Origin of the sequence: Enterobacter sp. EGD-HP1 (assembly GCF_000733275.2) — a bacterium.
Lineage (GTDB): Bacteria > Pseudomonadota > Gammaproteobacteria > Enterobacterales > Enterobacteriaceae > Enterobacter.
The window spans coordinates 46,859-62,723 of sequence record NZ_AVOP01000011.1; the positions used below are offsets into that span (position 1 = coordinate 46,859).

The following is a 15,865-nucleotide window of genomic DNA, read 5'->3' on the forward strand; positions in this document are numbered from 1 at the left end:
ACTTTGCCCGCCGTGCATTTGTCCTGGATAATGCGCCGCGTTCATGTCCTCAAAATGGCGTAACGTCCTATGCTACATTTGTTTGCCGGCCTGGATTTACATACCGGGCTTTTATTATTGCTTGCTCTGGTTTTTGTACTGTTTTACGAAGCGATCAACGGCTTCCACGACACTGCAAACGCAGTAGCGACGGTTATTTACACTCGCGCAATGCGATCGCAGCTTGCGGTTGTTATGGCGGCGGTATTTAACTTTTTTGGTGTCCTCCTGGGCGGACTGAGCGTTGCGTATGCCATTGTGCATATGCTGCCAACGGATCTGCTGCTTAACGTTAGTTCTGGCCATGGCCTTGCTATGGTGTTCTCAATGCTGCTTGCTGCAATTATCTGGAACCTCGGTACCTGGTATTTCGGCCTGCCTGCATCCAGTTCTCACACACTCATCGGCGCGATTATCGGTATCGGGTTAACGAACGCCCTCATGACCGGTACATCGGTTGTTGATGCGTTAAATATCCCGAAAGTACTGGGGATCTTCGCCTCACTCATCGTCTCCCCTATCGTGGGTCTGGTGGTGGCTGGCGGGCTGATCTTCATCCTGCGTCGTTACTGGAGCAATACTAAAAAGCGCTCCCGTATTCACCTGACGCCGGCAGAGCGTGAAAAGAAAGACGGCAAGAAAAAGCCGCCATTCTGGACGCGGATTGCCCTGATCATTTCCGCTATCGGCGTGGCTTTCTCACACGGCGCGAACGATGGTCAGAAAGGCATTGGTCTGGTGATGCTGGTACTGATTGGCGTCGCACCGGCAGGATTCGTGGTCAACATGAACGCCTCTGGCTACGAAATCACCCGTACCCGCGATGCGGTGAACAACGTCGAAACCTATTTCCAGCAGCACCCTGAGCTGCTGAAAAAAGCGACCGGCGTTGACCAGTTAATTCCTTCTCCGGAAGCCGGTGCCACAACTGCACCAGGTGAGTTCCACTGCCATCCGGCAAACGCGATTAATGCGCTGGAACGTGCGAAAGGCATGCTGGGCAATATCGAAAGCTATGACAAACTGACCGTAGAGCAGCGTGGTCAGCTGCGTCGCATTATGCTGTGCATCTCTGATGTGACGGATAAAGTGGCGAAGCTGCCTGACGTGAATGCTGACGACCAGCGTCTCCTGAAGAAACTGAAAGGCGATATGCTCAACACCATCGAGTACGCGCCAATCTGGATCATCATGGCCGTCGCGCTGGCGCTCGGTATCGGTACGATGATTGGCTGGCGTCGTGTGGCGACCACCATCGGTGAGAAGATCGGTAAGAAAGGCATGACCTATGCGCAGGGTATGTCCGCGCAGATGACGGCGGCGGTTTCTATCGGTCTGGCGAGCTACACCGGTATGCCGGTATCCACCACCCACGTACTCTCTTCGTCCGTGGCAGGTACCATGATTGTTGACGGTGGCGGCCTGCAGCGCAAAACCGTGACTAACATTCTGATGGCCTGGGTGTTCACCCTTCCGGCCTCAATCCTGCTGTCCGGCGGTTTGTACTGGATTTCGCTGAAGCTGATTTAATCGGTTGAAGGCGACAAAAAGCGGGTCAGGAAACTGACCCGCTTTTTTTATGGCTGTTTTTTTTACTCAACCCAGTGCTGTAATCAGGGCAATCTGAACACTATCTGTTCAGATTTTTAGTTCACAAATAACTATTATCCTCGCGAATGTTCTCAATCCAAACAACACCCATGACGGAATAGACTATGCCATTCAAAACGGCTACTAAATGGATTCACTCCCTTGTGACGCTTTCGCTTCTGATTCTGGTCATTGGATTTGTATGGCTAAACCACCAGCCTAATCAGCGAAATCACGATGAACTTCAGCGCGTTTATAAATTATCTGACAGCGTCTGGCTCTATATGACCGTGAACAATCAGGGTGGCACAACCGTATCACCAATTTACCGTTACTATCTCTCGGGGGAGATCGCAGGAAAAGATTCAGACATTATCCATCAGTTGACCATGAAGCATCCTGTCATCGAAGGTACAGGCACGATAACCTCAGCCAGTATTGATACAAGCGGGGAAGTGAAAATTGCCTATAGCGGGAAGGTTATTTCGATTGAGAGCGATATCTCCGATCTCCGGTTCTCAGTTAAGCCCTGAGCCAGAGGAAAGAAGGCGGGGCTGACCCCGCCTGCTGTGGTGCTCAGTGCCAAATCATCAATGCAATCATACTGACCACGACCAGCCCGCACAGGGCGCTGGTCAAAATGAACTGACGACGCAGGCGCTCGCAGCGACGAATAAATTCTTCATCGTGATGATCGCGGTAGCGCTGGTAGTAGATGTATCCCACCAGACGCATCTGCTTGCTGGGCTGTCCATGCGAGGTGAAGAAACCTCCACCGTCCACATACTGATAAAGCAACGGATCGCAACCACGAAGTACCACTAACAGCGCACGTAACGATGAGAAGTAGCGCGCCATATTCACTATGCAAACCACGCATAACGCCCAAAACAATGCGACGGTGCTAATCATACATCCTCCCCGGCGTCCGCCCACGAAGCAAGGCTCCTGAGCTACCGCACCCCAATGCCCTGACAGACAGTTCAGTGAAAGAATGACCAAAAGTCGATCCGGTTCGCGTTTTAATATCCGAACGGCTCATTTAATAGTGTAGGAGATCCGTTAATTTTTTTGCCACAAGGTTAATCGTTATCAACACCAAAGCTTGAAAAATATGTTTAACTGGGCCGTAATGAAAGCATCAGACGACGGCTTTCCCATTTAGTCATCGATAACTTAAGGAAGGAGTAACACTATGGCTTACAAACACATTCTCATCGCGGTTGACCTCTCCCCGGAGAGCAAAGTGCTGGTTGATAAAGCGGTATCCATGGCACGTCCTTACAACGCGAAAGTTTCGCTGATTCACGTTGACGTGAATTACTCCGACCTCTACACCGGTCTGATCGACGTGAATCTTGGCGACATGCAGAAACGCATCTCCGAAGAGACTCACCACGCCCTGAGCGAACTGTCCACCAACGCGGGCTACCCGATTACCGAAACCCTGAGCGGTAGCGGCGACCTGGGCCAGGTGCTGGTTGATGCGATCAAGAAATACGACATGGACCTGGTGGTGTGCGGTCACCATCAGGACTTCTGGAGCAAGCTGATGTCTTCAGCGCGCCAGCTGATTAACACCGTTCACGTGGATATGCTGATTGTTCCGCTGCGTGACGAAGAAGACGAGTAAGTGCAAATAAGCCCGGTGGCGCTAACGCTTACCGGGCCTACAGGGTAAAAGCAAAACGGCAACATGGTTGCCGTTTTTAATGTTTGTTCCCTCTCCCTGTGGGAGAGGGTTAGGGTGAGGGCATCAGCCCGCACTATTCTGGCGTTCCCGAATAAATATCAAACCGGTGCCCTTTGGTGGTCACCGCATTGGTCGTGGCAACGTCCGCCAGCGGCGGCGCATAGTCCGGGCGCTTTACCACCACCCGCTTCGTTGCAAGCTGACGAGCTGGCTCCAGAAGGCCATCTGCATCCAAATCCGGCCCCACCAGCGACTGAAACACCCGCATCTCTTTCTTCACCAGCGCGCTTTTCTGCTTATGCGGGAACATAGGGTCGAGATAGACCACCTGCGGGCGCGGGGTGATATCCGTCAGCGCCGTCAGGCTGGACGCATGGATCAGCTGTAGTCTTTCCTGCAGCCATGGGCCGATTTCCGGGTCCGCATAGCCCCGCGCTAGCCCATCGTCGAGCAGCGCAGCGACCACCGGATTACGCTCCAGCATCCGCACGTGACAGCCAACAGAGGCCAGCACAAACGCATCGCGCCCCAGCCCCGCCGTGGCATCAACCACGTCCGGCAGATAGCTTCCTTTAATCCCAACCGCTTTAGCCACCGCCTCGCCGCGACCGCCGCCGAACTTGCGCCGGTGCGCCATCGCGCCGCCGACAAAGTCGACAAAAATCCCGCCGAGCTTCGGTTCGTCGCGCTTGCGTAATTCAAGATGCGCTGTCGTCATCACCAGCGCCATCAGGTTTTCTTCATCGTGCTCCAGCCCCCAGCGGGCCGCCAGAACAGATAAGGCGCCGTCTCCGGCACCTGTTTCATCCACTAAGCAGATCTTCACGTAACAATCAGCCTTTGATCCCGTAATGCTCAAGCATCGCATCCAGCTGCGGCTCGCGGCCGCGGAAGCGTTTGAACAGCACCATCGGCTCTTCAGACCCGCCACGGGTCAGGATGTTATCGAGGAACGACTGCCCGGTTTCGCGGTTGAAGATCCCCTCTTCTTCGAAGCGAGAGAAGGCATCTGCCGCCAGCACGTCGGCCCACAGGTAGCTGTAGTAACCCGCCGCGTAGCCGCCTGCGAAGATGTGGCTGAAGGCATGCGGGAAGCGGCCCCAGGTTGGTCCAGGAATAACGGCAACCTGCTTTTTAATCTCGGCCAGGGTTTCAAGGATTTTCGCGCCCTGCTCCGGGCTGAACTCCGCGTGCAGGCGGAAGTCGAACAGGCCGAACTCCAGCTGACGCAGGATGAACATCGCCGCCTGGTAGTTTTTCGCCGCCAGCATTTTATCCAGCAGTTCCTTCGGCAGCGGTTCGCCGGTTTCATAGTGACCGGAGATAAACGCCAGCGCGTCCGGCTCCCAGCACCAGTTTTCCATAAACTGGCTTGGCAGCTCGACCGCATCCCACGGCACCCCGCTGATGCCCGCCACGCCTGCGGTTTCGATGCGGGTCAGCATGTGGTGCAGACCGTGACCGAACTCGTGGAACAGGGTGATCACTTCATCATGGGTGAACAGCGCCGGTTTGCCGTTCACCGGACGGTTAAAGTTACAGGTCAGGTAGGCGACCGGCTTTTGCAAAGAGCCGTCGGCTTTACGCATCTGGCCCACGCAGTCGTCCATCCACGCCCCGCCGCGCTTGTTCTCACGCGCGTAGAGATCGAGGTAGAAGCTGCCACGCAGCTCGTTTTTCTCGTCATAAAGCTCGAAGAAGCGCACGTCCGGGTGCCAGACGTCGATATCGGTACGCTCTTTGGCGGTGATGCCATAGATGCGTTTTACCACCTCGAAAAGGCCGTTAACGGCTTTGTTTTCAGGGAAATACGGGCGCAGCTGCTCGTCGCTGATGCTGTAGAGGTGTTGCTTCTGTTTTTCGCTGTACCAGGCGATGTCCCACGGCTGCAGCTCGTCCACGCCGAACTCCGCTTTCGCGAAGGCGCGCAGCTGGGCCAGCTCTTTCTCACCCTGAGGACGGGCGCGTTTCGCCAGATCGGTCAGGAAGTCGAGCACCTGCTGCGGGTTCTCCGCCATTTTGGTGGCGAGGGATTTATCGGCGTAGTTTTCGAAGCCCAGCAGCTGTGCCAGCTCGTGACGCAGGGCAAGGATTTCCGCCATTACCGGGCTGTTGTCCCACTTACCGGCATTCGGCCCCTGATCGGAGGCGCGGGTGCTGTACGCGCGGTACATCTCTTCGCGCAGGGCCTGGTTGTCGCAGTAGGTCATTACCGGCAGGTAGCTCGGGATATCCAGCGTTAACAGGAAACCGTCCTGCTCTTTCGCTTCGGCCTGGGCTTTTGCCGCCGCCAGCGCGCTTTCCGGCATACCCGCCAGCTCCGCTTCGTCGGTAATCAGCTTCGTCCAGCCCATAGTGGCGTCGAGGACGTTGTTGCTGTACTGGTTGCCCAGCTCGGACAGACGCGCGGCAATTTCACCGTAGCGGGTCTGCTTCTCTTTTGGCAGGCCTATCCCGGACAGCTCAAAATCACGCAGCGCGTTATCGACCGATTTCTTCTGCGCCGTGTTCAGTTCGGCATAATGGTCGCCGTCGCGCAGGTCGCGGTAGGCTTTGTAGAGCCCTTCGTGCTGGCCGACCCAGGTGCTGTACTCAGAGAGCAGCGGCAGGGTCTGTTCGTAGGCTTCGCGTAGTTCCGGGCTGTTCTTTACCGAGTTCAGGTGGCTCACCGGGGAGAAGATACGCCCCAGCACGTCGTCCACTTCGGCCAGCGGCTGACACAGATTTTCCCAGGTGTACGGCGCGCCCTGCGCTACCACGCTTTCTACCGCCGCGCGGCAGTTGTCCAGCGATTGCGTAACGGCTGGAACCACATGCTCAGGGAGGATTTTAGAAAACGGCGGCAACGAAAAAGGCGTCAGTAATGGATTGGTCATAAACGCTGTCCTGTTGAAATAGGTGAATGAAGCGCGCATCCGGCGCTGTGCATATGGGATCTAGAATGGGGTTAAGTGTAGAGGATTTCAATGCCGAAGGTTGTCGAAAAACGCCCGGTGGCACTGCGCTTGCCGGGCCTACGGGTAATCTGCGCCGTTCTGCTGTAAACTGTGGCAAATCGTCAATTCAGCGGAATATCATTACCCATGCTCAGTTATCGCCACAGCTTCCACGCAGGCAACCACGCCGACGTCCTTAAACACACCGTTCAGAGCCTGATCATCGAATCGCTCAAAGAGAAAGAGAAGCCGTTTCTCTATCTGGACACGCACGCGGGCGCGGGCCGTTATCAGCTGAGCGGCGAGCATGCCGAGCGTACCGGTGAATATCTGGAAGGGATTGCCCGCATCTGGCAGCAGGACGACCTGCCTGCCGAGCTGGAGCCGTACATCGGCGTGGTGAATCACTTCAACCGCAACGGCCAGCTGCGCTATTACCCGGGCTCGCCGCTGATTGCACGCCAGCTGCTGCGCGAGCAGGACAGCCTCCAGCTGACCGAGCTGCACCCGAGCGATTTCCCGCTGCTGCGTTCTGAATTCCAGAAAGACAGCCGCGCCCGCGTGGAAAAAGCCGATGGCTACCAGCAGCTGAAAGCCAAATTGCCGCCGGTTTCCCGTCGCGGCCTGGTGCTGATCGACCCGCCGTACGAAATCAAAACCGACTATCAGGCGGTGGTAACCGGTATCCACGAAGGCTACAAACGCTTTGCTACCGGCACCTATGCCCTGTGGTACCCGGTGGTGCTGCGCGCGCAAATCAAACGCATGATCAAAGACCTGGAAGCCACCGGCATCCGCAAAATCCTGCAGATTGAGCTGGCGGTACGCCCGGACAGCGATCAGCGCGGCATGACCGCCTCCGGGATGATTGTGATCAACCCGCCGTGGAAGCTCGAAGCGCAGATGAACAACGTGCTGCCGTGGCTGCATAAAACGCTGGTGCCAGCGGGTACAGGCCACGCCACCGTCAGTTGGATCGTGCCGGAGTAATCGCAGCCATCGGTGGAAACTATTGATTTCAGGTATACAATCGCGGCAATTCACGATTAAGGACAAAAGCTATGACTAAGCATTATGACTACATCGCAATCGGCGGCGGCAGCGGCGGCATCGCCTCCATCAACCGTGCGGCCATGTACGGCCAGAAGTGCGCGCTGATTGAAGCCAAAGCGCTGGGCGGCACCTGCGTGAACGTGGGTTGTGTACCGAAGAAGGTGATGTGGCATGCGGCGCAAATCCGTGAAGCTATCCATATGTACGGTCCGGATTATGGCTTTGACACTACCATCAATAACTTCGACTGGGACAAGCTGATCGCCAGCCGTACCGCCTACATCGACCGCATTCACACCTCGTACGACAACGTGCTGGGCAAAAATAACGTCGACGTGATCCGCGGCTTCGCCCGCTTTGTGGACGCGAAAACGATCGAAGTGAACGGCGAGACGATCACCGCCGATCACATCCTGATCGCCACCGGCGGTCGTCCGAGCCACCCGAACATCCCGGGCGTGGAATACGGCATCGACTCCGACGGTTTCTTCGAGCTGCCTGCCCTGCCTAAGCGCGTTGCCGTTGTTGGCGCGGGTTACATCGCGGTAGAGCTGGCCGGCGTGATTAACGGCCTGGGCGCAGAAGCGCACCTGTTCGTGCGTAAACACGCGCCGCTGCGCAGCTTTGACCCGCTGATTGTCGACACGCTGGTTGAAGTGATGAACGCCGAAGGCCCAACCCTGCACACCAACGCCGTGCCAAAAGCGGTGGTGAAAAATGCGGACGGCAGCCTGACCCTGGAGCTGGAAGATGGCCGCAGCCAGACCGTCGATTGCCTGATCTGGGCGATTGGCCGTGAACCGGCGAACGATAACTTCAACCTGGGCGTGACCGGGGTGAAAACCGACGAAAAAGGCTATATCGTCGTCGATAAATTCCAGAATACCAGCGTACCGGGCATTTATGCAGTCGGTGACAACACCGGCGCGGTTGAGCTGACGCCAGTGGCCGTTGCGGCGGGTCGTCGTCTCTCCGAGCGCCTGTTCAACAACAAGCCGGACGAGCATCTGGATTACAACCTTATCCCAACCGTAGTCTTTAGCCACCCGCCAATCGGCACCGTCGGCTTAACCGAGCCGCAGGCGCGCGAGCAGTACGGCGACGATCAGGTGAAAGTGTATAAATCAGCGTTCACCGCGATGTATACCGCCGTCACCTCGCACCGTCAGCCTTGCCGCATGAAGCTGGTCTGCGTGGGCCCGGACGAGAAGATTGTCGGTATCCACGGCATCGGCTTCGGCATGGATGAGATCCTGCAGGGCTTCGCCGTGGCGCTGAAGATGGGCGCAACCAAGAAAGACTTCGACAACACGGTGGCAATCCACCCGACGGCCGCGGAAGAGTTTGTGACCATGCGTTAATCCTGATGCCCCTCCCCGGAGGGGCATTTTTTTTAACATTCATAAATCGTTGCAAAACGAATGCTCCGAAAATAGTGATCTACCGCACATATCCCTCCCCAACTACCGAAGCGAATGTCTACGCTTATAAGACGCCCGGATAAACCTGTCTTTTGAACACACAACCGGAGGTCCCTATCACCATGTTCAACCAGAAACTACAGGCTACCGAGAACATCGAATTCGAGATTGCAGAAGAGCTGCGCTACGAGACCGATCCCTGCGAGTTGAAACTGGATGAAATGATTGAGGCGGAGCCGGAACCCGAAATGATCGAGGGGCTACCCGCCTCCGATGCGTTGACGCCCGCAGACCGCTACCTTGAACTGTTCGAGCATGTGCAGTCGACGCGGCTGTTTGCTGACAGTAAAACCTTCCCCGACTGTGCGCCGAAGATGGATCCCCTGGATATCCTGATCCGCTACCGCAAGGTCAGACGCCACCGGGATTTCGACCTGCGCCAGTTTGTGGAGAACCACTTCTGGATGCCTGAAACCTACGGCACAGAATATGTCTCCGACCCGGGACTCTCCCTGAAAGAGCACATCGATAACCTGTGGCCGGTGCTGACGCGCGAGCCGCAGGATCATATTCCCTGGTCTTCCCTGCTGGCGCTGCCGCAGGCCTATATCGTCCCCGGCGGGCGCTTCAGCGAGACCTACTACTGGGATTCCTATTTCTCCATGCTGGGGCTGGCGGAGAGCGGCCGTAACGATCTGCTCAAATGTATGGCGGACAACTTCGCCTGGCTGATTGAACGCTACGGCCATATCCCCAACGGCAACCGCACCTATTATCTCAGCCGTTCGCAGCCGCCGGTCTTTGCCCTGATGGTGGAGCTGTTCGAGGAGGACGGCGTACGCGGTGCGAAACGCTATCTGGATCACCTTAAAATGGAGTACGCCTTCTGGATGGACGGCGCGGAGTCGCTGCTGCTTAACCAGGCTTACCGAAGCGCCGTGCGCATGCCGGACGGTTCATTGCTCAACCGCTACTGGGACGACCGTGATACCCCACGCGACGAATCGTGGATTGAAGACGTGGAAACTGCGCGCCACTCGGGTCGTCCGCCCAATGAGGTGTATCGCGATCTGCGCGCGGGTGCGGCATCCGGCTGGGATTATTCGTCCCGCTGGCTGCGCGATCCGTCGCGGCTCGCCAGCATCCGCACGACGCAGTTTATTCCTATCGATCTGAACGCCTTCCTGTTCAAGCTGGAAAGCGCTATCGCCAACATTTCGGCGTCGAAAGGGGATAAAGAGACGGCAGAGGAATTCCGCCAGAAAGCCAACGATCGCCGCGCGGCGGTGAACCGCTATCTGTGGGATGAGGAGAGCGGCTGTTACCGCGATTACGACTGGCGGCGAGAAGAGCTGGCGCTGTTTTCTGCCGCCAGCATTGTGCCGCTGTACGTTGGCATGGCGACGCACGAGCAGGCCGATCGCCTGTCTGACGCGGTCAAAGCGCGGCTGCTGACCCCGGGCGGAATTCTGGCTACCGAGTACGAAACCGGCGAGCAGTGGGATAAACCCAACGGCTGGGCGCCACTGCAGTGGATGGCTATTCAGGGGTTCAAGCAGTACGGCAACGATTCGCTGGGCGATGAGATCGCCTGGAGCTGGCTGCATACGGTGAACCATTTTTATCAGACGCATCATAAGCTGATTGAGAAGTACCACATCGCCAGCAGTACGCCGCGAGAAGGTGGCGGGGGTGAGTATCCGCTGCAGGATGGTTTCGGCTGGACGAACGGCGTGGTGCGGCGGCTGATTGGGTTGTATGGGGAGCCTTGAGTGGGGTGCGGTCTGGTGCCCTCACCCTAACCCTCTCCCCAGAGGGGAGAGGGGACTGCACGGTGCGCTCTTTATCTCCCTCGCCCCTTTGGGGAGAGGGCTGGGGTGAGGGGAAAAATTTTAGCGGATCACCTCATAAATGGCACTCTGAATAGACTGCCATTTTTTCGTGGTGGCATCCGGCTGTGACTGCGCGCGGCGTGTGGCCATGTCGAGATCGTGCTGCTGGCGTTTCACCACGGCAGGCACGGTGCAGAAGGCTTTGAGGTACTCTTTACGTACCGAGGTCAGAGACTCGCCGTTCGACATGGCGTGGCTGAGCGTGTTGATGAAGCGACGGCACGGCTTCTCTTCCACCATGTTCTGCCGGTAACGTAACATCAGCTCCAGCACATCGTCATACCCTGCCGACATCGCCTCTTCGGTCCAGGAGAGCTTCCAGTCCATACCGCCCTGCAAAAATAGCAGGGTCACGCGGGTATCGTTGCGGTTAATGGCCGAGCGGAAATTATTCTCGTCCCAGGTCACCCCCATGCGCGTGAGCGTTTCGCGCGAGGAAGGCGTCTCGCGCATTTCTTGCGGAGGGGCCGCTTCAGCCGCTCTGGCGCTGGCTGGCTGCGGTTTGCTGCTGGTCACCAGCCAGAAGCCCCCCGCCACGATGGCAATCACCATGACGCCAACCGCTCCCCATAGCGCACCGGAAATGAGCTGCTCGCGTTGTTCTGGGGTGCGCGGCGCGCGCTGGGTCGGCTTTTCAATGGTGTCACGGACTTCAAACAGATCCCCACCGGTAACCCGATCCATTTTCTGCGCCTTTTCCCAGAAGGTATGCAGTTCGCTGGCATCTACCGCCATAAATCCGGCCGGATTGACGCGCGTTCTCCCCTCCTCAAACGCGCGTTGCACTGGCCGCGCGATCTGCGCGTAGTAGTTATCCAGCAGCTGAATTTGCGCCGAGCTTAACGTTTTCTGAACGGTAATGTTGTTGCGGATTTGCCGAATGTCATCGAGGAAGGTTTGCAGCGTTTTGCGCGGTTCAACCAGCAGCGTCAGCATAGACGGGTCGCTGAACAGCGAGGCGTAATAGCGGCTGAACTCTTTTTTATCCACCAGCATCTGCGCCAGCTCGCTGAACATCATGCCGCTCAGGACATCGTTGATCTCGCCAAGCTTCAGCCAGCGCCGCACGCGGTCAGCGTTAAACAGGGTCTTAAGATGGTTGTTCAGCCGCACCTGATCGGGCCAGGCCTGCTGGATGAGCCCTTTAATCATCAGCTCAATTGCGCGTACCTGCTTTTGCGCCTGCTGCTGCTGAAGTTCGCTTCCCGGCGCCAGGTCCGTGCTGTAGGTCAGCAGCGGCTGCTGCAGGCGAAGGTGTTCCAGCGCGGTCACAAACCGCATCGCCGCAATAAGCTGGTTTTCACTCACATCCTGTCCGCTTTCATACTGCGGAACGCGCTGCTGGAGCAGGCGCAGCTGGAGCGTAAATTCCGACATCTCGGCATCATTCAGGTTGAGTTTTTTCGCAACGGCTCCCCAGCCGCCCAGAGCTAATCGCGCGCTGTCGAGTTGTTCCAGGAACCATCGTGGATCTTTGCCCTCAGAAGCATGTACATTCAGAAGAAGCAAAATTTCCACCGACGCATGGCGAATGACCGCCAGACAGTGTTCGAACTGTTCGCGAATATGGTGTGATGTGCTGAGAGTCATTGTTTTCCTTAAGCGACAACGAGACATCCGGAATGGGCACGAGACGGCCCTTTTTCTTTTTATTTATACGCGGTTAACCATACCTGACTTTCTGTTGAAATAAAGTGACAACCCTAAAATCATTTAAAATGTTTCAGGAGAATCCGAATGCCGGTTTTAATTACCCCTCGCCTTACCTGTTCGCCCCTGCAGGAACAAGACTGGCCCTTTTTTCTGGCGCTACAGCAGCATCCCGACGTTATGCGCTTTGTGGCGGAAGACCGCCCCGTCGCGGCGATCCGCGAGGCGTTTGATTCGCGCCTGACGCCATGGTCACCAGGCAGCGCGCACTGGCTTTGTCTCGTCGTACGTGATACCGCTTCACAGGTCCCGCTGGGCGTTACCGGGTATATTCATCGGGAGGAGGACTGCGCTGAAGTGGGCTTCCTTTTCGCACCCGAGGCGCAGGGGAAAGGCTACGGCTTTGAATCCCTGAAAGCGCTTTGCGATTACGCTTTTCATCAGGGCGGTATACGGCGACTCACCGCCACCGTCACCGCGGGGAATGTCGCTTCACGACGCCTGCTGGAAAAAGCCCGCTTTCGCCTGGAAGGCGAATTACGCGAGAGCTATTACCTTGCGGGGCGCTGGCAAAATGACTGGCTATTTGGTTTATTACAGCAGGAATACCTGAATAATAATTCCTGATCAACAGCCATTTGGCGGATATTTCTCGGACATCGTTTCCTTTACAGTATCGCTATTAAGAGGAAACGAATATGAAAGGTCATGCGCTGAAAATATCTTCTGCCGCCATTGCGTTAATAAAAAAACATCAGGGTCTTTCTCTGGAGAAATATCGTGACGAGAACGGATTATGGGTTATTGGCTACGGCCACGTGATCCGCGATCGGGCGCATTTTCACGGTCCCGTCACGCCTGCCGAGGCAGAAGATTTGTTGCATGACGATATTCAGCTCTGTGAGGCGCTGCTGCGGGAAAATGTGACGCGTCCATTAACCCAACAGCAGCATGATGCGCTAGTTATGATGATATTCAGTTTCGGCGTGATGCCTTCACTCCCAAACGCGATTTTTCAGGCCGTTGCACGGGTATAGAGCAGGGCCGCCTGCGTTCTGTTTTTCACGTCCAGCCGCCGGAAAAGCGCCTCGAGGTGCGCTTTTACCGTGGCCGCACTGATGTTGAGATTGCGTCCGATCTCTTTATTTGACTCCCCCGCCGCCAGCAGTTTCAGCACGTCGCGCTGACGCTCGCTCAGGGATAATAACGCCTGAGGCGACGACGGCAGGCTGACCCACTCTCCGGGAAAACAGACCATCCCTCTGGACACCGAATCCAGCACGGCGGAAAACCGCTCGGGGCGGGCATTTCGGGGAATAATGGCCATGATGTTTCGCTGCCGCAACTGCTCAACCCATCTGGCCTCTTTTTTCGCCAGAACCAGAATCACGCGTATCGCCGGAAAGCGTTGCATCATCTCCTCCAGCAAAGCGCTCCCGTCGTCCTGGATGACATTACCGTCAATGATGACGATAGCTGACGGCGAAGCGGAAACCTGGGTCCATAAATCGTCTGCCTGACAGGTCCCTGTCATATCTATTTCCGGAATTAACGCCTGAAGGCTGTGTATCGCTCCGTGAATAAAGAGTGAATGCCTGTCAAACATGATTACTCGCATCGTTTTTCTCCCTCTGAGAATAGCGAAGGGCGATTCTACAGAGGGGTTGTTTAAGAAAAAACTCAACGAATGGAGACGTTACAAATCCCCCGTGTTCTTTATATCTGTCAGTATCTGGACACATTCGCCTTAAGGATTTCCTTAAGCGCGTACTTCACAGGAACATGCCGCCTGATACTTCAATACGTTGCGCGTTCATCCAGCCCAGTTTATCGCTGAGCAGTGCCGCAATGGCATCGCCAATATCGTCCGGCAGCCCCACCCGACCCAGCGCCGTCTGCGAGGCCAGCAGCTGATTCAGCTCCGCGTTGTCGCGTACGCGTCCGCCGCCAAAGTCAGTTTCTATCGCGCCCGGCGCAATGATATTGACGGAAATTCCACGCGCGCCGAGCTCTTTCGCCTGATAACGCGTCAGCACTTCCATCGCCCCCTTCATCGCCGCGTAGGTCCCTGAGCCCGGCTGGGTAAAACGGACCAGACCGCTGGAGACGTTGAGGATACGTCCCCCGTCGTTAAGCAGCGGCAGCAGGCGCTGTGTCAGGAAGAAAGGTCCTTTGAAATGAATGTTCAGCGCCTCATCGAACTGGGCTTCCGTCGTGTCGGTATAGGGCGCATATAAACCCGTCCCGGCATTGTTCAATAAATAGTCAAAGGTTTCACGCTGCCAGACGGTCCTAAGGGTTTCCTGAAGCTCCAGGGCAAAATTATCAAAACCAGTGATATCCCCGACGTTCAGCCGTAATGCCGCTGCGTTAACGCCTTTTTGCTGAATTTCATGCACAACATCCAGCGCTTCCTGCTGGCTACGGTTGTATGTCAGGATGACTCCCGTGCCGTCTGCCGCCAGCTTTAACGCAGCGTTTTTACCCAGACCGCGGCTACCACCCGTCACTAATGCGATACGTTCACTCATCATATACCTCGTTTTGGCTGTTATGGAGATTGAGAAAGAGCTTATTAGGTGATAGAAAATCAATAAAGATGGGTTAGAACGCTTCACTGTTTCAACTGCAACAACAATGAGCTTCCTCTATGGATAAAATTCACGCAATGCAGTTATTCGTTCGCGTCGCGGAACTGGAGAGTTTTTCCCGCGCAGCCGAAACATTAACCCTGCCGAAAGGTAGCGTTTCACGGCAAATTCAGGCCCTGGAAAACCGGCTTGGCACCCAGCTATTGCACCGCACCACGCGCCGCGTCAGCCTGACGCAGGACGGCATGGTCTATTACGAGCGGGCAAAAGATCTGCTGGCAAACCTTGATGAACTCGACGGCATGTTTCAGCACGATCCCTCCAGCATCAGCGGTCGGCTCCGCGTGGATATGCCCGTCGGCGTTGCTCGAAATTTAGTCATCCCTAAACTGCCTGCTTTTCTGCAGCACTATCCGGGCATTGAACTGGAACTCAGCAGCAGCGATCGCCTGGTGGATGTGATCCGTGAAGGGTTTGATTGCGTCGTCCGCGTCGGCACGCTGAAGGATTCAGGGCTGATCGCCCGTCCGCTGGGCAAGCTGTCGGTGATTAACTGCGCCAGTCCGGACTATCTGGCGCGTTTTGGCTACCCGGAAACGCTGGACGATTTAGGCTCACACGCCGTGATCCACTACGCCGCGATGCTGGGAGCCCGCCCACAGGGCTTTGAGTTTTATAACGGCAGTGCGACCCAGTGGATAAAAACGGGCGGGGTGTTAACCGTCAACAGCACGGAAACTTACCAGGCCGCCTGTCTCGCCGGGCTGGGCATTATTCAGGTTCCGCGGGTTGGGGTGCGTGATTTACTGCGCGCGAAGAAACTGATTGAGATCCTCCCGCAATACCGGGCCGAACCGATGCCTGTCTCGCTGATTTATCCCCACCGCCGCAACCTCTCCCGACGGGTCCATTTGTTCATGGAGTGGCTAACTGAACTCACAAAAGCTTACGTGGACTAGTCGCAGGCTATAATTCAAAAACACATCCAGCTCAACGAAAA

At 56.2% G+C, this 15,865-nt stretch carries 15 protein-coding genes; 9 read left to right on the forward strand and 6 right to left on the reverse strand.

Annotation, left to right across the window (positions count from 1 at the left end):
- Positions 1 to 69: 69 nt before the first annotated feature.
- Both pitA and N037_RS08925 read left to right on the forward strand, forming a co-directional pair.
- Positions 70 to 1,569, forward strand: a complete 1,500-nt coding sequence (pitA, locus tag N037_RS08920; RefSeq protein ID WP_008503116.1) for an inorganic phosphate transporter PitA — start codon at positions 70 to 72, stop codon at positions 1,567 to 1,569.
- 185 nt (positions 1,570 to 1,754) lie between these two features.
- On the forward strand, positions 1,755 to 2,162 hold the full coding sequence (locus N037_RS08925; RefSeq protein ID WP_032640376.1) for a hypothetical protein: 408 nt from the start codon (positions 1,755 to 1,757) through the stop codon (positions 2,160 to 2,162).
- Between the two features lie 43 nt (positions 2,163 to 2,205).
- On the opposite strand, the gene uspB is transcribed toward N037_RS08925, so the two are convergent.
- Entirely contained in the window at positions 2,206 to 2,541 is a 336-nt protein-coding gene (gene uspB / locus N037_RS08930; protein WP_003861224.1) for a universal stress protein UspB, read from the reverse strand.
- 283 nt (positions 2,542 to 2,824) lie between these two features.
- On the opposite strand from uspB, the gene uspA reads away from it, so the two are divergent.
- Positions 2,825 to 3,262: a universal stress protein UspA gene (gene uspA, locus N037_RS08935; RefSeq protein ID WP_003861223.1), complete on the forward strand. Its 438-nt coding sequence runs from the start codon at positions 2,825 to 2,827 to the stop codon at positions 3,260 to 3,262.
- A gap of 133 nt (positions 3,263 to 3,395) precedes the next feature.
- Here uspA and rsmJ read toward each other — a convergent pair whose 3' ends face one another.
- Positions 3,396 to 4,148 carry a 16S rRNA (guanine(1516)-N(2))-methyltransferase RsmJ gene (rsmJ, locus tag N037_RS08940; protein WP_032640378.1) on the reverse strand — a complete coding sequence of 251 codons (753 nt, stop codon included), beginning with the start codon at positions 4,146 to 4,148 and terminating at the stop codon, positions 3,396 to 3,398.
- A 7-nt stretch (positions 4,149 to 4,155) separates the two neighbouring features.
- Complete coding sequence (gene prlC, locus N037_RS08945) at positions 4,156 to 6,198, reverse strand: oligopeptidase A (protein WP_023333752.1); 2,043 nt, start codon at positions 6,196 to 6,198, stop codon at positions 4,156 to 4,158.
- A 207-nt stretch (positions 6,199 to 6,405) separates the two neighbouring features.
- Between prlC and N037_RS08950 the strand changes: the two genes are divergently transcribed.
- The 3 genes from N037_RS08950 to N037_RS08960 all read left to right on the forward strand — a co-directional run bounded on the left by N037_RS08950 (position 6,406) and on the right by N037_RS08960 (position 10,504).
- A complete protein-coding gene (locus N037_RS08950) occupies positions 6,406 to 7,248 on the forward strand; it encodes a 23S rRNA (adenine(2030)-N(6))-methyltransferase RlmJ (protein WP_032640380.1) in 843 nt (280 codons plus the stop codon).
- A gap of 71 nt (positions 7,249 to 7,319) precedes the next feature.
- The gene (gene gorA / locus N037_RS08955; RefSeq protein WP_032640382.1) at positions 7,320 to 8,672 is read left to right on the forward strand and encodes a glutathione-disulfide reductase; all 1,353 of its coding nucleotides are present in this window, start codon (positions 7,320 to 7,322) and stop codon (positions 8,670 to 8,672) included.
- A gap of 182 nt (positions 8,673 to 8,854) precedes the next feature.
- Complete coding sequence (locus N037_RS08960; protein WP_032640384.1) at positions 8,855 to 10,504, forward strand: alpha,alpha-trehalase; 1,650 nt, start codon at positions 8,855 to 8,857, stop codon at positions 10,502 to 10,504.
- A 120-nt stretch (positions 10,505 to 10,624) separates the two neighbouring features.
- Here N037_RS08960 and N037_RS08965 read toward each other — a convergent pair whose 3' ends face one another.
- Complete coding sequence (locus N037_RS08965) at positions 10,625 to 12,214, reverse strand: STY4199 family HEPN domain-containing protein (RefSeq protein ID WP_032640386.1); 1,590 nt, start codon at positions 12,212 to 12,214, stop codon at positions 10,625 to 10,627.
- 147 nt (positions 12,215 to 12,361) lie between these two features.
- Between N037_RS08965 and N037_RS08970 the strand changes: the two genes are divergently transcribed.
- Together N037_RS08970 and N037_RS08975 are read left to right on the forward strand one after the other, a co-directional pair.
- A complete protein-coding gene (locus tag N037_RS08970; protein ID WP_023333757.1) occupies positions 12,362 to 12,901 on the forward strand; it encodes a GNAT family N-acetyltransferase in 540 nt (179 codons plus the stop codon).
- 71 nt (positions 12,902 to 12,972) lie between these two features.
- Positions 12,973 to 13,311: a lysozyme gene (locus tag N037_RS08975; protein ID WP_032640388.1), complete on the forward strand. Its 339-nt coding sequence runs from the start codon at positions 12,973 to 12,975 to the stop codon at positions 13,309 to 13,311.
- Here N037_RS08975 and N037_RS08980 read toward each other — a convergent pair.
- Positions 13,290 to 13,892, reverse strand: coding sequence for a helix-turn-helix transcriptional regulator (locus N037_RS08980; RefSeq protein WP_032640390.1), 603 nt, complete (start codon positions 13,890 to 13,892; stop codon positions 13,290 to 13,292). The two genes, N037_RS08975 and N037_RS08980, sit on opposite strands and share 22 nt — an antisense overlap.
- Positions 13,893 to 14,046: 154 nt before the next feature.
- Positions 14,047 to 14,805: an SDR family NAD(P)-dependent oxidoreductase gene (locus tag N037_RS08985; protein WP_032640392.1), complete on the reverse strand. Its 759-nt coding sequence runs from the start codon at positions 14,803 to 14,805 to the stop codon at positions 14,047 to 14,049.
- Between the two features lie 119 nt (positions 14,806 to 14,924).
- Here N037_RS08985 and N037_RS08990 point away from each other — a divergent pair, with 119 nt between their 5' ends.
- On the forward strand, positions 14,925 to 15,824 hold the full coding sequence (locus tag N037_RS08990) for a LysR family transcriptional regulator (protein ID WP_023333761.1): 900 nt from the start codon (positions 14,925 to 14,927) through the stop codon (positions 15,822 to 15,824).
- Positions 15,825 to 15,865 lie beyond the last annotated feature (41 nt).